Origin of the sequence: Nocardia sp. CA-136227 (genome assembly GCF_050955695.1) — a bacterium.
Taxonomy (GTDB): domain Bacteria; phylum Actinomycetota; class Actinomycetes; order Mycobacteriales; family Mycobacteriaceae; genus Nocardia.
The window spans coordinates 5,751,969-5,774,937 of the sequence record NZ_CP192081.1 but is presented as its reverse complement, the minus strand read 5'-3'; the positions used below and the strand labels follow the sequence as shown (position 1 = coordinate 5,774,937).

General features: G+C 69.8%; 18 protein-coding genes. 11 read left to right on the top strand and 7 right to left on the bottom strand.

Annotation, left to right across the window (positions count from 1 at the left end):
- Positions 1–94: 94 nt before the first annotated feature.
- Positions 95–3,313: an ATP-binding protein gene (locus ACQP06_RS26690; protein WP_433667157.1), complete on the bottom strand. Its 3,219-nt coding sequence runs from the start codon at positions 3,311–3,313 to the stop codon at positions 95–97.
- Between the two features lie 88 nt (positions 3,314–3,401).
- Entirely contained in the window at positions 3,402–3,770 is a 369-nt protein-coding gene (locus ACQP06_RS26685; RefSeq protein ID WP_433667156.1) for a hypothetical protein, read from the bottom strand.
- A gap of 306 nt (positions 3,771–4,076) precedes the next feature.
- On the opposite strand from ACQP06_RS26685, the gene ACQP06_RS26680 reads away from it, so the two are divergent.
- From ACQP06_RS26680 to ACQP06_RS26665, 4 genes are all read left to right on the top strand, one after another.
- Positions 4,077–5,210, top strand: coding sequence for an LLM class flavin-dependent oxidoreductase (locus ACQP06_RS26680; RefSeq protein WP_433667155.1), 1,134 nt, complete (start codon positions 4,077–4,079; stop codon positions 5,208–5,210).
- 8 nt (positions 5,211–5,218) lie between these two features.
- Positions 5,219–5,875 (top strand): CE1759 family FMN reductase, encoded by a 657-nt coding sequence (locus ACQP06_RS26675; RefSeq protein WP_433667154.1) that lies wholly within the window; start codon positions 5,219–5,221, stop codon positions 5,873–5,875.
- A 28-nt stretch (positions 5,876–5,903) separates the two neighbouring features.
- Complete coding sequence (locus ACQP06_RS26670) at positions 5,904–6,866, top strand: DUF5996 family protein (protein ID WP_433667153.1); 963 nt, start codon at positions 5,904–5,906, stop codon at positions 6,864–6,866.
- Positions 6,867–6,932: 66 nt separating this feature from the next.
- Positions 6,933–8,306 (top strand): bifunctional lysylphosphatidylglycerol flippase/synthetase MprF, encoded by a 1,374-nt coding sequence (locus ACQP06_RS26665; protein ID WP_433667152.1) that lies wholly within the window; start codon positions 6,933–6,935, stop codon positions 8,304–8,306.
- A gap of 26 nt (positions 8,307–8,332) precedes the next feature.
- Here ACQP06_RS26665 and ACQP06_RS26660 read toward each other — a convergent pair whose 3' ends face one another.
- From ACQP06_RS26660 to ACQP06_RS26650, 3 genes are all read right to left on the bottom strand, one after another.
- A complete protein-coding gene (locus tag ACQP06_RS26660) occupies positions 8,333–9,085 on the bottom strand; it encodes an alpha/beta fold hydrolase (protein ID WP_433667151.1) in 753 nt (250 codons plus the stop codon).
- A 62-nt stretch (positions 9,086–9,147) separates the two neighbouring features.
- Entirely contained in the window at positions 9,148–9,897 is a 750-nt protein-coding gene (locus ACQP06_RS26655; protein WP_433667150.1) for an SDR family oxidoreductase, read from the bottom strand.
- Positions 9,898–9,973: 76 nt separating this feature from the next.
- A complete protein-coding gene (locus ACQP06_RS26650) occupies positions 9,974–10,354 on the bottom strand; it encodes a hypothetical protein (protein ID WP_433667149.1) in 381 nt (126 codons plus the stop codon).
- 180 nt (positions 10,355–10,534) lie between these two features.
- Here ACQP06_RS26650 and ACQP06_RS26645 point away from each other — a divergent pair, with 180 nt between their 5' ends.
- The 7 genes from ACQP06_RS26645 (at position 10,535) to ACQP06_RS26615 (ending at position 21,011) form a co-directional block, all read left to right on the top strand.
- Positions 10,535–11,092 carry a sigma-70 family RNA polymerase sigma factor gene (locus ACQP06_RS26645; RefSeq protein WP_433667148.1) on the top strand — a complete coding sequence of 186 codons (558 nt, stop codon included), beginning with the start codon at positions 10,535–10,537 and terminating at the stop codon, positions 11,090–11,092.
- An 85-nt stretch (positions 11,093–11,177) separates the two neighbouring features.
- Positions 11,178–11,636 carry a ubiquinol-cytochrome c reductase iron-sulfur subunit gene (locus ACQP06_RS26640; protein WP_433667147.1) on the top strand — a complete coding sequence of 153 codons (459 nt, stop codon included), beginning with the start codon at positions 11,178–11,180 and terminating at the stop codon, positions 11,634–11,636.
- Positions 11,637–11,915: 279 nt separating this feature from the next.
- A complete protein-coding gene (locus ACQP06_RS26635) occupies positions 11,916–13,769 on the top strand; it encodes an N-acetylmuramoyl-L-alanine amidase (protein WP_433667146.1) in 1,854 nt (617 codons plus the stop codon).
- Positions 13,770–14,105: 336 nt separating this feature from the next.
- Positions 14,106–15,128: an Hsp70 family protein gene (locus ACQP06_RS26630; RefSeq protein ID WP_433667145.1), complete on the top strand. Its 1,023-nt coding sequence runs from the start codon at positions 14,106–14,108 to the stop codon at positions 15,126–15,128.
- Between the two features lie 255 nt (positions 15,129–15,383).
- The gene (locus ACQP06_RS26625) at positions 15,384–16,388 is read left to right on the top strand and encodes an AurF N-oxygenase family protein (RefSeq protein ID WP_433667144.1); all 1,005 of its coding nucleotides are present in this window, start codon (positions 15,384–15,386) and stop codon (positions 16,386–16,388) included.
- Positions 16,389–16,402: 14 nt separating this feature from the next.
- Positions 16,403–17,986: an FAD-dependent oxidoreductase gene (locus ACQP06_RS26620; protein ID WP_433667143.1), complete on the top strand. Its 1,584-nt coding sequence runs from the start codon at positions 16,403–16,405 to the stop codon at positions 17,984–17,986.
- Between the two features lie 742 nt (positions 17,987–18,728).
- Positions 18,729–21,011, top strand: a complete 2,283-nt coding sequence (locus ACQP06_RS26615; protein ID WP_433667142.1) for an Hsp70 family protein — start codon at positions 18,729–18,731, stop codon at positions 21,009–21,011.
- A gap of 416 nt (positions 21,012–21,427) precedes the next feature.
- Here the strand turns inward: ACQP06_RS26615 and ACQP06_RS26610 are convergent, their stop codons facing one another.
- Positions 21,428–22,186, bottom strand: a complete 759-nt coding sequence (locus tag ACQP06_RS26610; RefSeq protein WP_433667141.1) for an SDR family NAD(P)-dependent oxidoreductase — start codon at positions 22,184–22,186, stop codon at positions 21,428–21,430.
- Between the two features lie 101 nt (positions 22,187–22,287).
- On the bottom strand, positions 22,288–22,950 hold the full coding sequence (locus tag ACQP06_RS26605; RefSeq protein WP_433667140.1) for an HAD family hydrolase: 663 nt from the start codon (positions 22,948–22,950) through the stop codon (positions 22,288–22,290).
- Positions 22,951–22,969: the final 19 nt, after the last annotated feature.

Sequence of the window (22,969 nt, the reverse complement as noted above, 5' to 3'; positions counted from 1 at the left end):
GCGGCCCACACTGCGGGGCGGCGCTCACAGCGAGTTCACATCGCGCTCACACGCATTCACTCGGCACTCACATCTGCCGTGCTGCGTATGAACCTCAGGTGTTCGAGCTGATGTCGCTCGCCGTCCGAAGGCAGGTTTCGACCGTCACCAGCGCCTCGTCGCGGGTGAGGACCCGTGCCTGTTCGTAAGCGGCAGTCGCGTGAACATCGCCCAGGGCTGCTGCCAATTCCGTTCGGAGTGCCACGATGTCGGGATAGCTGGCATCCGGAGCGCCACGCAACGCATGTGCGGCGCCCAGCGCCTGGGCCGACGCTTCCGCCGCCTCGGCTGCCAGGCACAGCCGGGCTACGCCGACCGCAACTTCGGCGGCTAACGGCAGGTCGCGGATGGCCATGGCGTTCGCCCACGCGTCCGAACAGTGGGTGGCGGCTGCGGCGGTGCTGCCTTCGGCCGCACGCAGCAAGCCCATTCGCAGCCCGAACATCGCACGGTACGAGCGGTCCTCGCCCACGGCCCGGCCGAGATCGGACTCGACCCGCCGCAAACAGCGCGCAGACTCGGCCAGATCTCCATCGAACCGGGCGACATCCGCCGCGAGCAGCTGGGTCATGACGGTGTCCCCGGCGGACAGCGTCTCCTCGGCCAGCGCACTCAGATCGGTCCGCGCCGCCTCCACCTCGCCCGAATGCAAGCGGATCATCACCAGCCACACCCGCAGCGCCACCGGCCTGCCCAGCTCCTCCGCCGCGACCAACGCCGACGCCATCGCCTCCTCGGCCCCGCCGAAATCCCCGAGCGCGGCCCGCGTGAACGCCAGATACGTCAACGCGGTGGACCAACCCCACCGCTCCCCGGCCTCCTCGAAACACTCCGCCGCCATCCGCAGATCCGCGTCCAACCGCGCCACCCCGGACTCATTGGCGTGCAGGAACGACCGCACCAACCAGAACATCCCCCGAGTCCACGCATCGGAATGCCCCAGCCACGGCTCCACCACCCCGAGCCCCACATCGACTCGCTCGCCTGCCAACTCCACCAGCGCCAGAGCCAACTCCGCTGCCCCATCCGCGGTCACCGATCCGGCCGAACCCGAAGCTGATTCCGCTGTCCAGCGGCGGATGTGGTCCGTGGCCGTGGTCAGTTCGGTGGCTTGGGCGGCGAGCAGGGAATGCAGGGCGAAGGCTGCGGCCAGTGGGGGATGGGGGTGGGTGGTCGGGAGTTCGAGGATCGGGCGTAGGAGGCGGACGGCGTCGGTGTGATTGGCGTGCAGGGCCCAGTACATGCCGAGGGCCGAGCCCAGGCGGGACGCGGTGCCGGTGTCGGCGGACTCCTCGGCGAAGCGGAGGGCGGCGATCAGGTGATCGTGGTGGGCGTCGAGGAGCCGGAGCCAGGGGAGTTGGGTGCGGCCGCGCAGATGCGGGTGGGCGGCTTCGGCGAGGGCCAGGTGGTAGGCGGCGTGGGCGGATCTGGTCGAGTCCAGTTCGCCTCGGGCCGTGAGGTGCTCGCGACCGTAGGCGCGGACCGACTCGAGCATTCGGTAGCGCGGTCGCGGAGTGGGGAGGGCGGGGTCGGCGATCAGGACGTCGACGAGCTGCACCAGTGATTTGTCCAGCAGCGCTTCGATTTCGGACGTGGCCACACCGAGCCCCTCGGCGGCAGCGGGGGTGAAGGGCGCGGGAAAGACCGACAGGCGGGCGAGGGCGGTGCGCTCCTCCTCGAGGAGAAGCTCCCAATCCCAATCCAATACGGCCCGCAGCGTGCGGTGGCGGGGGAGCGCGGTGCGGCTTCCGCCCGCCAGCACGGTGAATCGATCATCGAGTCGGTCACGAAGCACCGGCAGCGGCATGACCCGCAGCTTCGCGGCCGCGAGCTCCAATGCCAGAGGCAACCCGTCCAGGTGACGGCAGATCTCGGCGACCGTGTCGAGCACACCCTCCGTCGGCGCGAGATCAGCGCGGACCGCGGTAGCGCGATCCAGGAACAGCCGAACCGACGGAAAATCCGCGACCTCAACCGAATCAGCCGGCGGCACCGCTAACGGCGCGGTCTCCCACAGCGTTTCCCCGCTGATCCCCAGCGGCTGACGACTCGTCGCGAGGATCCGCAGCGCCGGCACCCGCCCGAGCAGGTCCTCCACGAAGCGGGCCACTCCGTCGACGAGATGCTCGCAGTTGTCCAGTACCAGCAGCATCGGCGCAGTCGGCAACCCCTCCGCCAGCAGCCCCACCGGATCACCCCCGGACGGCTCCGCCGTCCGCGACAACGCCACCCCCAGCGACCCGGCCACAGCCTGCGGCAGATCCGAGGAATCACTCACCGCCGCCAATTCCACCAACCCAACGCCACCCGCGAACAGGCTGCCCGTCGCACGGTCAACCTGGCCCGCGACCTGCCCGCCCAGTTCTGCCGCCACGGCCACCGCCAGGCGCGTCTTCCCCGCACCGCCCGGCCCCACCAATGTGACCAGCCGCGAATCTCCGACCCGCTTCACCACCTCGGTCAGGTCGTGCTCACGCCCGATGAAGCTCGTCAGCGGAACCCGGAGCCGCGCAGCCGGACTCGGGCCTGTGGTCTTGGTCGGCCGCTCACCTCGGAGGAGTTTCAGGTGCAGGTCCGCGAGCTCGGGGCTCGGGTCCGTGCCGAGTTCGGTGGCGAGCAGGGTCCGGTAGTGGTCGTACGAAGTCAGGGCTTCGGGTGTGCGGCCCGCGGCATGGAGGGCCTGAATGTGGAGCAGGCGGGGGCGTTCTCGGAGCGGGTGGGCGGTCAGGAGGCCGGTCAGTTCGGTGATGAGGAGGGGATCGCCGGGGCGGATGGAGAGTTCGGCGGCCAGCGCTGATTCGGTGGCGGTCAGGCGGAGCTCGTCGAGGTGGGTGGCGGCCGCGGCGGCGAATGGCAGGGCCGATACGTCGGAGAGGGCCGGGCCGCGCCAGAGGGAGAGGGCTTCGCGCAGTTGGGGAATGGCGGCCCGGTCACCGCGGTCGAGGCGCAGGACGCCGCCGCGGACCAGGCGCTCGAAGCGGTGGGCGTCGACCGAGAGGGCGGCGATGTCGAGGAGGTAGCCGCCCGCGGCCGCGCGGAGCGGGACGTCGGCGGGCAGGGTGCGGCGGAGGCGGGAAACCAGCTCTTGCAGTGCGTGTTCGGGGCGCTTGGGCGCCGCTTCGGGCCACAGGTCGTCGATCAGGGTGGGGACGCTCACCGGGCGGCCTGGCTCCAGGGCGAGGCGAATCAGCAGGGCGCGCAGACGGGTTCCCGGGATGGGGACGGGCCGGGCGTCGTCCGCTACTTCCAGCGGGCCCAGGATGGCGATGCGCACTCCGCGAGTGTGGCACGGCGGCACGTTCGGCTCGGATATTCGCTCGACCCCCCGAGCGGTCCGGTGACGTGCGCCGGTAGCGGTGTGGTCAGCCGCAGTTGGCGCTGGACAGCACACGGGTTCGCCGGCGGCCTTCCTCCTCGGCACAGGCGGTGGCGAGGGCGCGACGGCGGTTGCTGCGGACCGCGGCGCTGAAGAGCTGGTATTCGGCCGAGGGGACGCACACCTCCCGGTACGGATGTCGCTGGCCGACGCGGCGCTGTGGGCCGGGGATCACCACGCCGCGGCGTGGGTCGGGCCCGGCCTCCTGATCTCGCACCCACGACTTCAGGACGTGCGAATCGATACTGGGCAGGAATTCCACCGCACGATCCCATTCCAGGCCCTCCACCTGCATCGGATCGGCGACCGCGGTGACGACGACAGCGTATGCCGCACCGACGGAGTTGTCCGCCATTGGATCTACCCCCTTGTTCATGCTCGAGATCTCCGGCGTTGCGCGGGGAATGTTCAGGATACTTCGAAAGATCTTGCACTACTGAGTGTTTCGCTGTACCCGCAAGTGGATTGCGGGTACTGGCCAGTCCTCGGCTCCGGAACGGAGCAGGTGCCGCCGGAATTCGGGACCCTCGGCGGGGGTGACCGCGAGGCGCTCGCAGTGGCACGAATCACGCCTCCGTCGCGCCCAGGAATACCCCATCCACCCGCTATGTTCAAGTGGTTGCCATATCCACCAAATGTGGATGCGACCCGAGGAGGACCCGTGCAGTTCGGAATTTTCAGCGTCGGCGACGTGACGATGGACCCCACCACCGGCCGGACGCCCAGCGAGGCCGAGCGCATCCAGGCCATGGTCTCCATCGCCCTCAAGGCGGAGGAGGTCGGACTCGATGTGTTCGCCACCGGCGAGCACCACAACCCGCCCTTCGTGCCCTCCTCGCCGACCACCATGCTCGGCTATGTCGCCGCCAAGACCGACAAGCTGGTGCTGTCCACCGCGACGACCCTGATCACCACCAACGATCCGGTGAAGATCGCCGAGGACTTCGCCATGCTGCAGCACCTGGCCGGCGGCCGCGTCGACGTCATGATGGGCCGCGGCAACACCGGACCCGTCTACCCGTGGTTCGGCAAGGACATCCGCGACGGGCTGCCGCTCGCCATCGAGAACTACCACCTGCTGCGCCGCCTGTGGCGCGAACAGCGCGTGGACTGGGAAGGCAAGTTCCGCACCCCGCTGCAGGGCTACACCTCCACCCCCGCGCCGCTGGACGGCACCCCGCCGTTCGTGTGGCACGGCTCCATCCGCTCGCCCGAGATCGCCGAGCAGGCCGCCTATTACGGTGACGGCTTCTTCCACAACAACATCTTCTGGGACATGCAGCACACCAAGCAGATGGTGACCCTGTACCGCCGCCGCTTCGAGCACTACGGGCACGGCGCGGCTGAACAGGCCATCGTCGGACTCGGCGGCCAGGTGTTCATGGCCGAGACCGAGGCCGAGGCCAAGAAGATCTTCCGGCCCTACTTCGACAACGCGCCCGTCTATGGACACGGCCCGTCGCTGGAGGACTTCACCGAACTGACCCCGCTCACCGTCGGCACCCCCGAACAGGTCATCGAACGCACCCTGGGCTTCGCCGACAATGTCGGCGACTACCAGCGCCAGCTGTTCCTGATGGACCACGCCGGCCTGCCGCTGGACATGGTGCTGCAGCAGATCGAGATCCTCGGCAAGGAGGTGGTCCCGGTGCTGCGCAAGGAGTTCGAGGCCCGCCGCCCCGCCGGCGTGCCCAGCGATCCGCCCACCCACGCGTCGCTGGTCGCTGCCGGCCCCGACGCCCCGCACCACCTGGTCGAGCCCGCCCGCGAGCGCGTGCTCGCCGAAAAGAACTGAGGCCGAGCATGAGTCGCTCACTGGTAGTCCTGACCGCCGGGCTCTCGCAGCCCTCCTCCACCCGGCTGCTCGCCGACCAGCTCGCCGCCGCGGTCTCCGCGGCGGTGGGCGGGCGCGGGGAGAGCATCGACGTCGAGGTGATCGAACTGCGGGAACTGGCAGGCGATCTCGCCACCACCCTGACCACCGGCGGGCTGCCCACGCCCGCCGTGGCCGCGGCCCGGCAGAGAGTCTCCGACGCCGACGGGATCATCGCGGTCACCCCGGTGTTCACCGCCAGCTACAGCGGGCTGTTCAAGATGTTCATCGACGTCCTGGACACCGACTCGCTCAATGGCATGCCGGTGCTGATCGCCGCCACCGCGGGCACCGCCCGGCATTCGCTGGTGCTCGATCACGCGCTGCGCCCGCTGTTCACCTACCTGCGGGCCGTGGTCGTCCCCACCGGCGTCTTCGCCGCCACCGAGGACTTCGGCTCCACCGGACTCGCCGAGCGCGTGCACCGGGCGGCGTCCGAACTCGCCCAGCAGATCGTCGCCGCACCCACCGCGGTGCAGGGCTTCCTGCAGGACGAGCCGGTCCGGCACCGCAACTCCGGCAATGGCGTCGGCGCGGTCCGGCCGTTCGCCGAACTGCTCGCCGGGCACACCGGCGACGGGCGGTAATGCACTGATAGCTGAGTAGCATGAGCGGATGGCCCAGGACATACTTCCCGCCATCCCGCTCGACTCATGGCGGCCCACCAAGGAAACCCTGCACCGCTACGCCCAGATCGTCGGCAAGGTCGCCTTGGCCAAGGGCATCCGCCGCAACCACTGGTGGCACATGACCTACCGGCTCACCGCCCGCGGCTGGACCACCGTCCCCCTCGGCAGCGCCACCGACGGCCCGGTCTTCACCTGCTCCTTCGACTTCTTCGACCACGTGCTGCGGGTCTGCAACGACCGCGGCACGCAGGAGGAGGTGCCGCTCACGGGCCAGTCGGTGGCCAGCTTCTACGTCGAGACCATGAACGCGCTGCGCAACCTCGACATCGACGTGGTGATCGCCCACCCCACCCCCTTCGACCTGCCCGACCACGGCCGCCCCTTCGACCAGGACGACCAGCACCACACCTACAACGCCGCCGCCGCGCAACGCGCCTTCCACGTACAGAGCCAGGTCGGACGCATCCTGGAACAGTTCAGCGCCACCTACTCCGGCAAGATCAGCCCCGTCCAGATCTTCTGGCACACCTTCGATCTGGCCGTGCAGCGCTTCTCCGACCGCAAGATCGTCATGCCCGACACCGTCGACCTGGTCACGCGCGAGGCCTACTCCCGCGAGGTGATCAGCGCCGGATTCTGGTTCGGCGACGACAAGGTCCCGGCCCCCACCTTCTACTCCTACACCGCGCCCGAACCCGCCGGGCTCAGCGATAAACCACTGCGACCCGATCAAGCCCGCTGGGTGGCGTCCGGCTCCGGGCACAGCGCCTACCTGTCCTACGACGACGTCCGCGTCACCGCCGACCCCGTCGCCACCGCACTGGACTTCTTCCAATCCGCATATGAGTCCGGATCGAGTCTCGCGGGCTGGGACGCTGTCGGTCTGGCCTGCAACAATGGCATCACCGATCCGGTGCTCACCACGCCGCGGCTGGGTTGGCCGGAATAACCCGATGCCTCGAACCGTCTCTCACACATAGTGTCGAGTGGGAGACGCGGGAGAAAAGGGGTCCAGATGCGTGAGGAACGCGTACCGAATCCGACGCTGACCGCATACCGGGAAACCACCTTCGTCGCCGGGCCCAGCACCCGCGTCGGGCTGATGGGCGCCCTGGTCCTGGGCAGCGTGATCCTGGTCTGGGCCGCCGAACGAGCCTCCCGCGAAGGCGACGACCACGGCTGGTTCATCGCGGTCTCGGTCGCCGGGTTGTTCGTGGCGCGCGGGCTCTACCTGCGCCGGCCCATCACGCTGCCTCACCTCACCGGCGCGGCCACGACCCTGGTCGTCTCCAACTTCGCCTACCGCACCGACCACCCCGGGGCCGGATTCGTGTTCCTCGCGGTCAGCGGCGCGATCCTGGTGCTGCCGCAGAACAGCAAGCCGCAACCCGAACAGCTACCCCGGGTCGCGGAGCTGGTGCGGCGCAGCTCGCAGGACCCGCTCGCGCCGTTCGCGCTGCACTCGTCCAAGACCTACTTCTTCGACGACGCGGGCGCTGCGGCGGTGGCCTACCGGGCCCGGCTCGGCATCGCCGTCGTCTCCGGCGACCCGCTCGGCGACCCCGCGCGGTTCCCGGAACTGCTCACCGAGTTCTCGCTGTTCGCGGGCAGCCACGGCTGGCGCATCGCGGTGCTCGGCGCCAGTCCGGAGGTCAGCGAGCTGTGGCAGCGGCGGGCCGTCGACCACCGCGGGCTGCGCGCCATCTCGGTGGGCCGCGACGTGGTCATCGACGTCGACCACTTCGACCTGGTGGGCCGCAAGTTCCGCAATCTGCGCCAGGCCGTGAGCCGCACCAAGAACTACGGCGTCACCACCGAGATCCTGCCCGAGGTCGCGCTCACCGAACCGCAGCGCGAAACCCTGCTGTCCATCGTCGACGAGTGGGGGACCGGGCGGCAGACCCGGGGCTTCTCCATGATCCTCGACCACCTGCTCGACGGACGGCACCCGGGCATGCTGGTGGTGATGGCCCGCGGCGCCGACGGACAGGTGGTCGGGTTCCAGCGCTACGGGACCTCCGGCAACGGCCAGGAACTCAGCCTGGACGTGCCGTGGCGTCGGCGCGACGCACCCAACGGACTCGACGAACGCATGATCGTGGACCTGGTGGACTACGCGCGCGACCACGGGATCAAGCGAATCTCGCTGGCGTTCGCGGCGTTTCCGGAGATCTTCGCCGACAAGCACCGGTCGCGGACCATGCAGGCGGTGTATCTCGCGGTGCGCCTGGGGGATCCGCTGATCCGGCTGGAATCGCTGTACCGATTCCTGCGCAAGTTCAATTCTTTCGGCGATCAGCGGTACGTGCTGATCCGGTGGCGCGAGGTGCTGATCGCTGCGCTGGCACTGCTCTCCCTGGAGTTCGTGCCGCACCGCAAGCAGTACTGACCAAACCCCGAGGGCCGCGACCGTTCTCAGCTCAGGAAGTCGACCAGTGTCTTCGAGAACGCCGGGTCGGCGACGGCGGCGAGGTGGTCGCCCTTGACCACCACGCACTCCGCGTTGGGAAGGGCGGCCGCCAGGCGTTCGGGTTCGGCGGCCAGCGGGTCGGCATCGCCCGCCAGCACCAGCGTCGGAACGGTGATGCCGGTGAGGGATTCGATCGGGGCCGCGTCGAGGGACGCGGCCAGGGCGGCGATGGCCTCGCGGTCCGCGCCCAGCGCGTCGGCCAGCAGGCGGAACATGCTCGGCAGCCCCTTGACCGCGGTGGCGTCGCCGGACATGGCGGACACGATGTCCTGTGCGGCGATCACCCGCCAGTCGATGCCGCCGTGATCCACCACGCCCGAGCCGATACCGCCGACCGCGAGCCGCTCCACCCGCTCGTCGGACCCCGCCACCAGCAGCGAGATGATCCCGCCCATCGAGTAGCCGACCACCTTGACCCGCTCCAGGCCCAGGTGATCGAACAGCGCGCGCATGTCGTCGGCCATGGCCTGCCACGAATAGCGGGCCGGGTCGTGCGGCTTGTCCGAACGCCCGTGACCGCGTGCGTCCAGCGAGATCACGTGGTGGCCCGCCCGTTCCAGCGCCGCGACCACGCCCAGGCTCATCCAGTTGGCATTGGTGTCGGCCACGATGCCGTGCTGCAACACCACCGGGACGCCCTCGCCCTCCCACACGCGGTAGTTGAGTTCGAGCCCGTCCCAGGTGGTGAATTTCGCCATGGCCGCGATGCTATCGGCCGGATCACGGCCTTCGATCGGCATTCCCGGCCACTTACCCGGCGTCAGCCCATCCGGGCCATGATCGCGCGCGGCAGCACCGGCAGCACCAGACCCACTACCCGCCACGGCCATTCGGGCACCGAGGCCCGTACGGTCTCCCGCTCGATGGCGGCGACCATCGAACGCACGCCCTTGTCCAGTGGCACAACCAGTTTCGCGTCCCCGGCCTTGGCGGACATGTCGGTGGCGATGAACCCCGGCTGCACGGTGGTGACCTTGATCGGGGTGCCGCGCAGCTCGATGGCCAGCCCCTCGCCCAGCGCGGTGACGCCCGCCTTGCTGGCCGCGTAGGCCGCCTTCTTGCCGGGCAGCCCGCGCACCGCGCTCATGGACGAGATGAGCACCAGGTGACCGGCGTTCTCGCGGCGGAAGATGCTCATGGCGGCCTCGGCCTGGGCCATGGCGCTCACGAAGTTCGTGGTGGCGGTGGCCAGATTGGCGTCGGCGCGGCCGGTGCCCAGGCGCGCGCCCTTGCCGATCCCGGCATTGACGATGATCCGGTCCAGCCCGCCGAGCTCCTCGCGCAGCTCCTCGAACACCTTCGGGACGGCCGCGTGGTCATCGACGTCCAGGCCGCGCACCGCGACCGTGATGCCGGGGTGCGTGGCCAGCAGCTCCGCGCGCAGCGCCTCCAGATTCGCGACCCGCCGGGCGCACAGCGCCAGATCGCGCCCACGGCTCGCGAACTCGCGGGCCATGCCCGCGCCCAGCCCGGAGCTCGCGCCGGTGATGAGAATCCTCTGCCTGGTCATCCGCTCACCCTAGTGATCCGGCCGCGCCCGTGCGGGGTACCGGGACGAGCCGATGCCCCGCACGAGCGCGCGCCGATTATCCGAACGATCCGGTGTTGGGCCGCGCGGGCGCCGGGTGCCAGGCCCCGCAGTTCTGCGTCGAGAAGGCCACGTCGGTCGCCTTGATCTCCACCGTGATCGACCGCAGCCGGGTGAAGTCGCTGGCGATGATGTAGTAGTTCGGGTCCGGGTAGTCCTCGGGGGTCTGGACCTTCCACAGCCGCCGCCAGAAGCAGCCCGCGGGGGCCGGATCCATCGTCCCATCGCCGATATAGATGCCCGGCTTGATATCCACATTGACCAAATAGGTGCCGTCGACGGTGATATCGGTGGCCGGTTCGGCCGCCGCAATTCCCGACGCCGCCATTGTCAGCGCGGAAGCGAATGCTCCCGTCGCTACGAGCGCGCCTGCACGCACGATGTTCCTCCCTGAGCAGTTCACTGCACCGCACGGTTCCCGTCGTACGGTGTCGGGCGATCCCCGCATCTCCCGGGGAGGGGTTTATCAGAAATTTCGGTCTGTTTTCGGGAAATCGGGCGATTTCGGGTAATTCACAAACATGCGATGCTCTTTCGGCCTCCAGTGCGATATTCAGTCATGGGAAGACTTCGCCCGGTCATGACCGGATGCGCCGGACACTGCGCCCGGCTGTGTACCGACTCCGGACTGGCGGCGGTCCTCGCCGCCGATCGCGGCCTGCTGCACTGGCGGGCCATGAGTCGCCTCGGCGATCCGGGTCTGGCCGAACACGCCGTGCAGGAGACCCTGCTACGGGCGTGGCGGGCCTGCGCCAGCTATGACCCCGACCGGGGCAGCGTGCGCACCTGGCTACTGACCATCGAACGCAATGTGCTCATCGACATCGCCCGATTCCGGGCCGCGCGCCCCGGCGACACCTGCTGGGACGAGATCGGCGAACAGGCCGAGAATCGATGCGCCCGGCCCGACTTCAGTGAGGCCCTGACCGACGGCCTGCTGGTCGCCGACCTGCTCGCGCAGCTGCCGGCCCCGCAGCGCGACGCCGTCGTCCAGGTCATCCTGTGCGACCGCGCCTACCAGGATGTGGCCGCCGACCTGGGCATTCCGGTCGGCACCGTGAAAACCCGGGTGCACTACGCGCTGCGATCGCTGCGGCGCGTACCGCTCAGTGCGTGAAACGGGTGAACCAACCGCCCCTTCCCACACGTCGAACAAGCAGCGGCCGAATCGCATCGGTCCGGCCCCGAGCGAGGAGTTTCCGATGACCGACACCACCGCCGGCCCCGACGGGTTCCGCCTGGACCGTCGCACCGCGCTGGCCACCACCGCCGTCGCCGCCACCGCGCTCGCCGTGGTGGGCTGCGGCACCACATCCGACGGGCCCGCCTCCGCGGCGCCCAGAGCCGAGCCGGGCGGGCCGGATGCCCAGCCCGCGAAGAAACTGGACGTACTGGCCAATACCTCCGATGTGCCGGTCGGCGGGGGTCTGATCAGCGGCGGCACCGTCATCACCCAGCCGTCCGCGGGGTCGTTCCTGGGCTTCTCGTCGGTCTGCACGCACATGGGTTGCAACGTGAATTCGGTGTCCGGCGGCCTGATCCGATGCCCGTGCCACGGCAGCACCTTCAATCTGGACGGATCGGTCGCGAGCGGGCCCGCGCCGCGGGCGCTGGACGCCCGGGGCATTCGGGTCGACGGGGACCAGATCGTATCGGCCTGATCAGCCATTTTCGTCCATGCGGTTCGACGCCGAGGGGTTGCGTCGAACCGCTCAGGCGCGTCGTCCGGGCGGGACACGCGGGGTGGGGGATAGTTGGCGCTGTGGTCGCTTGCCATTGCGCCCGGTAGTGCTCCGGATCAGGGCATTTCGGTCGTTTGACCACTGGTAACGGTTCCGTCACGACGCTTGCCAGGTAGTAACTGGTGTTGCAAGAGTGAACTGCTGGGTCTGGTGTTACTAGTGGGAAGGGAGGGGCGCTCCGCCCGAGCGCCGCCGCTTATGAAACGAAGCATCACCAAGTCCGGAATTTGCACGGCCGTCACTGCGGCGGCCATCACCACCGCGGCCGGGATAGTTCCGGTGGCCGCGCTGGCCGCGCCGGCGCTGCCCGAACTACCGCAGAAATTGGCCGGGAAGACCATCTTCCTGGACCCGGGCCATCAGGGGCCCAATCACAGTCAGGACACCAACAAACAGGTCAGTGACGGTCGCGGCGGCACCAAGGCGTGCCAGACCACCGGCATGACCACCCTGCACGGCATAGCCGAGCACACCATCACCTGGAACGTCGCGCAGTTGGTGCGCACCTCGCTCGAGGGCCTGGGCGCGCACGTGGTCATGAGCCGTCCGGACGACACCGGCTGGGGCGGCTGCATCGACGAACGGGCCCAGGCCGCCAACGCCTCCGGCGCGGACGTCGCCGTCAGCATCCACGCCGACAGCGGGCCCGCCGACGGCAAGGGCTTCCACCTCATCGTTCCGCAGCTGCCGGTCCCCGACGCCAAGGTCAACGAGGTGCAGTCCGGTGCGGGCCTGGCCGCCAGCAAGGCCATGCGCGACACCTACCTGCAGAGCGGCTACCAGGCCGCCACCTACAACGGCGCGGCGGAGGGACTCCAAACCCGTTCCGACGTCGCGGGTCCCGCACTGACCCTGGTGCCGGACGTCTTCCTCGAAATGGGCAACGGCGCCAACGCCGAGGACGCCCAGCAGCTGGAATCCCCGGAGGGACAGCTCAAGCACGCGGTCACCATCACCACCGGGATCGCCTCCTACCTGCTCGGCGTGCCGGTGCCCGCAGCCACCGACAAGCCGGCGGAGAAGGCGGCCGAGCCGGGAATCCCATCGGCGCAGCAGCTTCCGGCACAGGCTCCGGCTCCCGAGGCCTTGCTGGCCCCGCAAGCCGCGGTCCCGGTTCCTGAAGCCAGTGCCCCGCAGGCTCCGGCCGTCGTGCCCGAGGCCGTGGCTCCGCAGGCCCCGGCGGCGGTTCCGGAACCGACTCCCGAAGCCGTTGCGCCGCAAGCGCCCGTGGCGGTGGCTCCGCAGGTTCCGGCGGTCATCGTTCCGGCGCACGCCCCGAAGTCCCCGCCAATCATCGTTCCGGCGCGGGCTCCGCAGTCGACGACTACTCCGGCGGCTCCGGCCCCGGCGCAGCCCGGAACAAGTCAGGCGCAGCCCGGAACAAGTCAGGCTCAGCCCGGCACCAGTCAGGCTCAGCCCGGCACCAGTCAGGCTCAGCCCGGGACGAGTCAGGCCCAGCCAGGGCAGACTCCGGCGCTCCCGGCCCAGAACCCCGGGACACCGGGTGCCGGTCCGGCGCAACAGAATCCGGCGCAGCAGCCGGGTGCGGCGGTGCTCGGGGACGGGCTCCAGGTCCTCCAGCAGCTCGCCGACCAGTTCCTGAACAACTGGCAGCACGCGCAGACTCCGCCGCAGCCGGGCATCCAGCGGACCGTGCCGCAGCCGGGAACCACCCAGCCGCAGAACGGAACTCAGCCGCCGGCCGCGCAGACCAAGCCCGCCACCCCGGCGGTACGGGCGATCGCGGATCTGCGCGCACCGGTGCGGCAATCGCCGAGCACCCCTGGCGGTCAGGGGAATTCGGCGGCGCCGGGCGGCCTCGGAACACAGTCGACCCCGGGCGCGCAGGCTCCCGGGACCGACAAGAACTCCAAGACCGACAGCCTGGGCGCGGGTGGCTTGAGCTCACTGGTGCCGATGGCCGTGAAGCTCTTCGGCCCGCTGGCCAAGATGCTCACCGGTGACTCGGGTCTGGGTGCGGACCTGATCAACCTGGCCTACAGCGTGGTCTCGGTGCTCAGCAACACGCTGCTCGGCTCGACCGCAAAGTAGTCGAACAGATCGACGCGGAATCGCCCTCGCTCCGGATTATCCGGTGCGGGGGCGATTCTCGTCGGTGCATGGACGGGTCGTACCGGATGGACCCGGCTGTCGCTTTTCTGGCGAATGGGGGAGTTCGGGCAAACATCTCGCGATCGGATTGTGCGCGGCGGGATTTCGCGGCCACCTGCCTGGACAACACGGTTGTCGCCGATCGGCGGCGCACGTGCGGACAATCGCGTGTCCGGTGGTTGGCAAGCATCCGGCGCGGGAGTTGCATGAATTCGGGTCGAGTTCGACGGCCGGTGCGAACGCTCGGCCCGATGGACTCGTCGATCGAGGTGGATGATGGCGTTCGGTGTGGGTTTGAGTATCGGCACGGTCAACACGGTCTGCTCCACGGCGGCCGATCGAACCGGAAAGCTGCCGCCCGGCCGTCGAGGCATTCCTCCGGCCACCTGGCGCACCACCCTCACCTTCGACAGTTCCGGGACCGCCCGCGTCGGGCGCATTCCCCGGCACGGGCGCGTCATCACCGATTTCGCCGATCTCGGCCAGCGCGGCGCGCCGATGGCGCGGGTCGGGCACCGGGCGCTCTCGGCCGCGGATCTGGTGGCCACCGTGGCCTACAGCGTGGTCGCGGAGGTGCTGGGCAAACCCCCGGCGGGGGTGCTGGACCACGGGGAGACCGGTATCGCGGTGACCCATCCGGCCGGTTACTCCGCCACTCTGATCGCCGATCTGCGCACCGCGCTGGACGGCGTGGGCCTGGACCGGGCCACCCTGGTGGCCGAGCCGATCGCGGCCGCGTCCTGGCTGGCCGCCGAACGCGGGCCGCTCACACCGGGATTGGCGCTGGTCTACGACCTCGGCGGGGCCGGGCTGGACGTCACGCTGCTGCGCGTCGGCATGGGCGCGCCCAGCAATCCGGTCGTCGGCATGCCGCTGCACTCGGCCGATTACGGCGGCCGCGCCTTCGGCGACATGGTGGCGCGTACGCTGCGGCGGACCGCGGGCTCGCCGGTGGTGCCGCGCGGGCTGTCGGACGCGGACTCCGGGGAACTGCGTGCCGACCACATTCGCCGTTCGCTCGCCCTGGTCTACCAGTGCCTGGGGATCGCGGACGTCACCATGGCCGATGTGGATCGGATCCTGGTGGTCGGCGGGGCCGCACGGCCGCCCGAGGTGGCGCAGGTGCTGGCCAAGGAGCTGGCGCGTCCCGTGGTGGTCTCCGCGGACCCGGAACGGACCATCGCCGACGGCGCGGCCATCGCGGCCCGGCAAGCACTCCTGGCCCGGGAGTCGGCGGGCCATAAGCATCATGCGCTGACCGGATTCTTCCGGCGTGTCACCCGGGTGGCTGCGCTCTGACTTGATCTTTCGTCCCCCAGGTAAGCACTGATTTCGTGCCGTATGGGTAACTCGTCGGGTACGTCCAACATCGGTTCGCCACCTGACCGCAGGGCGGGTGCGTGCCGGTCGACGGCTCTCGGTCGTCCGCTGAAGTGCCGGGGAGGCGGGGGAGCGCTAACTCGTGCAAGCATCTTGCGAACTGTTGTTGACGCCCCTCCAGTTTGGTGTAACTATTGGGTACACATAACGCCACTGACTGGAGAGGTGACGACGATGTCTCCGACCACGACCCCCCTTGACGACCCCGTGGTTGCCGAAGCTCAGGAGTACGCCAACAAGCTGCTGCTGCTCTCGGAAGGGTCGGTGAACAAGCACTTCGACCCCTACGAGGACATCGACTGGGACAACCCGGACTTCGATTCCAACGCCCGCCCCGAGCGCTGGATCCTGCCGGAGTCCGCGGACCCGCTGGGCCGCCACGACTGGTACCAGTCGCTGACGGTGGAGCAGCAGATCGCGGTCGGCAAGTACCGCCAGGCCAATATCGCCAAGGTCGGCCTGCAGTTCGAGTCCATCCTGATCAGCGGCATGGTCAACCACACCTTCTCGCTGCCCAACGGTGACGCGGAATTCCGCTACTGCACCCACGAGATGGCCGAGGAACTCAACCACACCCTGATGTTCCAGGAGATGGTGAACCGCATCGGCGTGGACGTCCCGGGCATGGGCCCGCTCGTCCGCCAGCTGCGCCTGCTCGGCGTGCCCGTCGCGGTCGCCTTCCCGAACCTGTTCTTCATGGCCGTGCTCGCCGGCGAGGAGCCGATCGACCACATCCAGAAGCAGATCCTGCGCTCGGGCGAGGAAGTCCACCCGATCATGCGCGGCGTGATGAGCATCCACGTCGCCGAGGAAGCCCGCCACATCTCCTTCGCGCACGAGTTCCTCAAGCACCACGTGCCGGAGCGCAACGCGGCCGAGCGCTTCATCCTCTCGATCGCCATGCCCGTCATCATGTTCATCCTGGGCCGGTCCATCGCGACCCCGCCGAAGAAGTTCTTCCAGGAGTTCGACATCCCGGAGACGGTCCGCAAGGAGCTGTTCTACGGCTCCAAGGAGGCCAAGCAGGTCTTCGCCGACTACTTCATCGATGTGCGCGCCCTCGCCGACGAGATCGGTCTGATGAACCCGATCTCCAAGCGGGTCTGGAAGCTGCTCGGCATCTCCGGCCCGGTGTCGCGCTACCGCTCGGAGCCCATCCGCTCCGGCAAGGTCGCGTAGGAAGGGGACGTACAGTGCCGTACGTTGTCACTCAATCCTGTTGCAGCGACGCCTCGTGCGTCTACGCCTGCCCGGTCAACTGCATCCATCCGACTCCCGACGAGCCGGACTTCCTGACCGCGGAAATGCTCTACGTCGACCCGCAGGCCTGTGTGGACTGCGGGGCGTGCGCGACCGCCTGCCCGGTGGACGCCATCACCTCCTCGAAGAAGCTGACCGAAGCGCAGCTGCCGTTCATCGAGATCAACGCCGACTTCTACCGCCAGGAACGGCCGCGGCCGCTCCTGGCCCTGCCGATTCCCGCGGCCGAGGTCAAGCCCGGCCGGGAACCGTTGCGGGTGGCCGTGATCGGCTCGGGCCCGTCGGCCATGTACGCCGCCGACGAACTGCTCACCCAGCCCGGCGTGTCGGTGACCGTGTTCGACAAGGTGACCACGCCCTACGGTCTGGCCCGCTTCGGCGTCGCGCCCGACCACACCAAGACCCGCCAGGTCGGCGAGCTGTTCGACGTGATCTCCGCGCAGCCCGGCTTCGGCTCGTACCTGAACGTCAATGTGGGCGAGCACGTTTCGCACGAGGAACTGCTGGCGCACCACCACGCGGTGATCTACGCCGTCGGCGCGTCCTCGGACCGCAAGCTGGGGATCCCGGGTGAGGGGCTGCCCGGCAGCACCTCCGCCACCGACTTCGTGGCCTGGTACAACGGCCACCCCGACCAGGCGGGCCGGTTCTTCGACCTGTCGGCGCGGCGCGCGGTGATCGTGGGCAACGGCAATGTGGCGCTGGACGTGGCGCGCATCCTGACCACCGATCCGGAACTGCTGGCCGGCACCGACGTGTCCCAGCGGGCGCTGAACGCGTTGCGGCGCAGCAATATCGAAGAGGTCGTGATCCTCGGACGGCGCGGTCCGGCCGAATCCGCCTTCACCGTGCCGGAATTCGTGGGCCTGCTGGGCGCCGATGTCGACATCGTGGTCGAGGGCGAGCTGCCGCCGATCGTCGAGGGCATGTCGCAGAAGGTCGAGCACAAGCTGAAGCTGCTGCACGGCTTGGCTGATCGGCCCGTGGGCGGACGCAAGCGGATCGTGTTCCGGTACTTGTCGGCGCCGGTGACCATCGCCGGCGTGGACCGGGTGACCGGGGTCGAGGTGGTGCGCAACGAGCTCGTCACCGGCGACAACGGCGCGGTGCACGCGGTTCCGACCGAGGACGTCGAGACCCTCGACGCCGGACTGGTGCTGACCTCGGTGGGCTACCGCGGTGTGGCGCTGCCGGGCGTGCCGTTCGACGAGCGGGCCGGGATCATCCCGAACCTGGACGGACGGGTGCTCGAGGAGTCCGGCGGCGCGGTGGTGTCCGGCGCGTACGTGACCGGCTGGATCAAGCGCGGCCCGACCGGGTTCATCGGGACCAACAAGTCCTGCGCGCAGCAGACGGTCCGCCAGCTGGTGGACGACTTCAATGCCGGGCGGCTGACCCGGCCCGCCCGCAGCGCGGGCGATTTCGACCGGCTCGTCGGTGAGCGGCAGCCGCACGCCATCCGTGGCGGCGCGGTCAACCGGCCCCGGCGCAAGCTGTCCCTGATGGTGCGTCGCTGACCCCACCCCTGTCGGCGTCGTCCCTCGGAAGGCCGCCGCGCGCAACCCCTGTGCGTGCGGCGGCCTTCGTCATGTCCGGTCCGGCCGGGCGGTCCGCCGCGACTTTTTGTGCCGGGCAACGTATCCGGCGTCGCCGCTGCTGCGAATCTCGGGGGTCTGTGCGAACGTCGGCCGACGCCGTCGAGTCCGCTGTACCGATGGTGTTGTGCGAGTTGTAATACCGTGTTTGCTCACAGCGACATCTCCGGTAGTAGGGAAGATTTCGTCGCGAATCACGGACGGTACGGCGGCCGGCGTGGGGCATTCCGGGACAGCTACCGACCAGTGATCAGTAATCCGCCCGTCCGTACTGACGATGCGGTTTTGTTTTCCGGACACTACTCGCCTACCGGTCGGTATGAATTTAATGTTCGCTGTGATGTAGCCATCGCTAAAGACTGTTCGGTTGCCTTTATGGGGGAGTCGGATTCGATCTTGCTACGGCGGTTGCCTGACCAGTAGATTCGCCAACTTCGCTACTGGACGCGAAATCTTTTCTCCCGATTCGATATTCAATGCCCGCAAACGCCAGCTAACCTGAACGCGCTGTTTGGAAAACGACCGCGACCACATGGTTGGTACGCCTGACGGGCCGTGGTCTCGGTGCGTTGACGGGATAGCAATGACAGTTGGCTTTGGCATGAGCATCGGCACAGTGAACTCTGTATGGGCCACCACGGCCGGTGAAAGGAACCGACCAGCCGTGCGGGTTCGTCGGACCGCTGTCACCTTCGACAGCGCCGGCGGCCCGCAGATCGGGGGGGTTCCCAGGTTCGCGCCGGTGGTCACCGACTTCGCGGACCTCACGGCCGATCCCGACCCGGTGGTCATCGGGGGCCGCATCTGGTCGCCCGCGGACCTCATCGCGGCGGTGGTGAACGGGCTGATCGAATCCCACGCGCCCGAAGCGCCCGCCGTAACCACGTATCCCGCTTGCTATTCGGACAAACTCGTCACCCGTATTCGGCGGGCACTGGACTGGTCCGGCGCGGCGGACGTCACCCTGATGCCCGAACCGGTCGCCGCAGTCGAATGGCTCGACGAGGAATACGGCCTCTCGGAGAACGGGATCACCCTGGTCTACGACCTCGGCGGCAACAGCCTCGACCTGGCCGTGGTGCGCACCGAAGCCGAGGTGGAGGAGCGCGGCATCCTCGGCCGCGCCGAACGCTCCTACGACTTCGGCGGTCGGCCGCTGGGCGCGCTGCTGGCCAAGTACGCACGCAGCATCGCGCCCGGCGCGACCGAGCCGGTCTCGGCCGTGGTGCCCGCCTCCGACACGAACCGGCTGCGCAGCTGGCATATTCGCAATTCGCTACGCCTGGTCCGGTCCGTCGTGCACCGGGCCGGGCTGCACATGGAGGAGATCGACCGGGTGCTGCTGATCGGCGGCGCGGCCCGGCCCCCCGAGGTGGCACGCGTGCTGGCCGATCTGGGCCGCCCGGTCGTCATGTCGCCCGATCCCGCGCACACCGCCGCCGTCGGCGCGGCCATCGCGGCCTTTCGCAGCGTCGATACCGGTTCCGCCATCGGGCGCTACGCCCCTCGTGCCGCCGTGATCTCCGGCGCGGCAGTCGCTTCCGCGCTCGCCATGTCCGCCGCCACCGTGCTCGGCGGGCCCGTCGCCGGGCCGCCCGGACTGCAGGCCGCCCCCGAACCCGCCGACCCGCCCGCCGGCACCTCGACCCTCGGCGGCGGGGACGTCATGGTCCTCGACGACGTTACCGCCCCCGCGGGTACCCGCTCCCACGCCGTCACCACCGTGGCCGCCGTGCGCAGCTACGCGCCGCAGGCCCCGACGGTCACCTCCACCTGGTACAACGGCCGCCCCGTCGACACCACGGGCGGCGGCAGCCACTGCGAGACCCGCGCCCTGACGCTGGCCAATCCGGCTGTCACCTACGCGAACCCGGCCCAGTTCACCAACCCGCTCCCGTTCCAGAACCCCGTTCTCGCGGGCTGGACCATCGGCGGCTACGTCGGCAAGACCCCCAAGGTCAGCATCCCCGGCGTCCCCTCCGCCACCCAGCCCGGCGGAACCACCCCTGGCGCAACCCAACCGGGCACCGGTCAGCCCGGGACGACGCAGCCGGGCACGACACAACCCGGCGGAACCCAGCCCGGCGCAGGTCAACCGGGCAGTGGCCAGCCCGGTGCGGGTCAACCGGGCAGCGGTCAGCCCGGTGCGGGTCAGCCCGGCAGCGGTCAGCCCGGTGCGGGTCAGCCCGGCAGCGGTCAGCCCGGTGCGGGTCAGCCCGGTGCGGGCCAGCCGGGTTCGGGCCAGCCCGGCGGCACGACTCCCGGCGGCGCGACGGGCGGAACCGGTGCCGGCACCGGAACCCCCGGCACCTCGACCCCAGGCGGCACCGGCGGAACCACCACGGGTGGCACGACTTCCGGTGGCGGTGCCTCGAACCCGGGCGGCGGCACCTCGGCAGGCGGCGGTGCGACCGGCGACCCCGCTGGTGCCAACACCGGCGGTGCGTCACCCGGTTCCAACGGCGGAGGCTCCAATCCCGGTGGCGCGAATCCGGGTGGTTCCAACCCTGGTGGTTCAAACCCCGGTGGCTCCAACGTGGGCGGCTCGAACCCGGGTGGTTCCAACCCTGGTGGCTCGAACCCGGGTGGTTCCAACCCTGGTGGGTCGAATCCGGGTGGCTCCAACCCTGGCGGTTCCAATGCGGGCGGTTCCAACCCCGGCGGTTCCAACCAGGGCGGTTCGAAGCCCGGCGGGGCCACTGGCGGCGCTGGAACCGGCGGCGGCGCAGCATCTCCCGGCGGCTCGAAGCTCGGCGGCTCCCAAAGCGGCGCGACCGGTGGCGGTTCTCAGGGCGGCGCGACCGGTGGCGGTTCCCAGGGCGGCGCATCCAAGGGCGGCGCGGGCGGTTCTTCCACCGGCGGCAGCCACGGCGGCGGCATGGGCGGTGGAGCCGGTGGCGGGATGGGCGGCGGCGGCAAGGGTGGTGGTGGCGGTGGCAAACACTGACCCCTTGCGGCAGTGCGCTTCCCGCCCGCTCAGGCAGGGCTCGGCGCGGGCCTCGGATCGGTCGCGGGCCTCGGGCCCGGGAGGTCCGGCGCGGCCCGCGGGATCGCAGTCGTTGGCGGCGTTGGCTTTCGGTCTGGCTCTCACCAGGCGCGTTGTCCCGCGCGCCGGTGAGGGTGGCGGGGGAGATCGGGCGGTGGCGTCCCACCATCCGCCGGCTTCCCACGGTGACGCAGGCGGTGGCGGGACCGACCAGCCCGCCCCGCCTCGTCCCGTCGAGTGAGGGGGAATCCCTCTCGTGGACCGGTGTCAGGGGTGCGGGGCGCTGCGGGCTCCGCGGCCCTGACGCCAGAGTGACCGGCCCACCCCGCATTCCAGTGCCCGGAGCGCGGTGGTGGGCCTGTCGCGTGTGCGACGGGTCAGCGGGCGGTGAAGCCGCCGTCGACGGCCAGCGCCGCGCCGGTGATGAACGACGCCTCGTCGCTGAGGAGATAGGCGCAGAAGGCGGCGATCTCGTCGGGGCGGGCGATGCGGCCCAGCGGGTGCAGGGCGGCGATGGCGGCCTCGCCTTCGGGGGTGGCGCCCATGGAGTTCCGGAAGGCGGGGGTGTCGACCGCGCCCGAGACCAGGGCATTCACCCGGATGGACTGCTCCGCCCCTTCCAGGGCGACGGCGCGGGTCAGGCCCACCACACCGTGTTTGGCGGCCACGTACGGCGCGACCTGCGCCATGCCGACCACGCCCAGGTTGGAGGCGTTGTTGAGGATCGCGCCCCCGCCGGTGGCCGCGAGCGCCGGAACCTGGTGGCGCAGGCCGTAATAGACGGCGGTCAGGTTCAGTTCGAGGTCGGCGCGCCAGCCCGCCTCGTCGATGTCCTGGACCGGGCCGAAGGCGTTGACCGCGCCCGCGTTGTTGAAAGCCCCGTCCAGGCGGCCGAATTCGGTGATCGCCGCGGCGGTCAGCCGTTCCACGTCGGCTTCGACGGTGACGTCGGTGGGGACGAACAGCGCCCGTCCGCCCGCGGCGCGGATCTCCCCGGCCATGCGGTCGCCGGCTTCCTTGCCGCGCGCGCCGAGCACGACGGCCCCGCCCTCGGCGGCGATCCGCCGGGCCACGGCCGCGCCGACTCCCGAGGTGGCACCGGTGATCAGGACGACCTTGGATTCGAACCGGGTCATGACTGCGTCTCCTTGCGGTAGAGCGGATTTCGTTGACGTGTCATAGTCAACGCCGCGCGGAGACCGGCCGCTGGCGGAAAACGGCCGTCACACTTGATGTGTCATGTATTGGGGGATCGGGCGGGGGCGAGTAGATCGGGCAGTTCGTCGAGGCTGTCGATGACCGTCGCCAGGGCCGCATCCGGCAGCTCGGCGGTCAGATACCCCCACGGCCCGCGGCGGATCAGCACCGGCCGCATGCCCGCCGCCAGCACCGGCAGCACATCGTTGTCGACGCGGTCGCCGACGTAGCAGATCTCGTCGGGCTCGACGCCCGCCACCTCCGCGACCTTGGTGAAGAACTTGGGATCCGGCTTCTCCAGCTCCCATTCGGCCGAGGTGTAGACCGCGTCCACCGGCAGGTCCATGCGCTCGAGCGCCGACTTCGCCTGCGGCGGCTGGTTTCCCGCGATGATCACGGTGATCCCGCGCCGCTGCAGTTCGCGCAGCGCGCGGACCACATCCGGGTAGAGGTCGTCGGCGTCGAAGTTGTTGCGCAGGCTCGCGGGTTCCGCGGCGGCCCAGGCCACTTGCTCGGCCTCCAGGTCGAGGTCGGGCCGGAACAGGGCGAAGGCGTCGGTGAGGGGACGTCCGGTGGCCGCCATCCCGCCGATGACGCCGAGGAACGCGAAGCGGGGCACGCCGAGCCAGTCGGCCCAGCGGCACCAGATGCGTGTCTCGTCGATCAGCGTCTCGCCCACATCGAATACCGCAGCCTTGATCATTCGTCCAGCGTATCGGGCG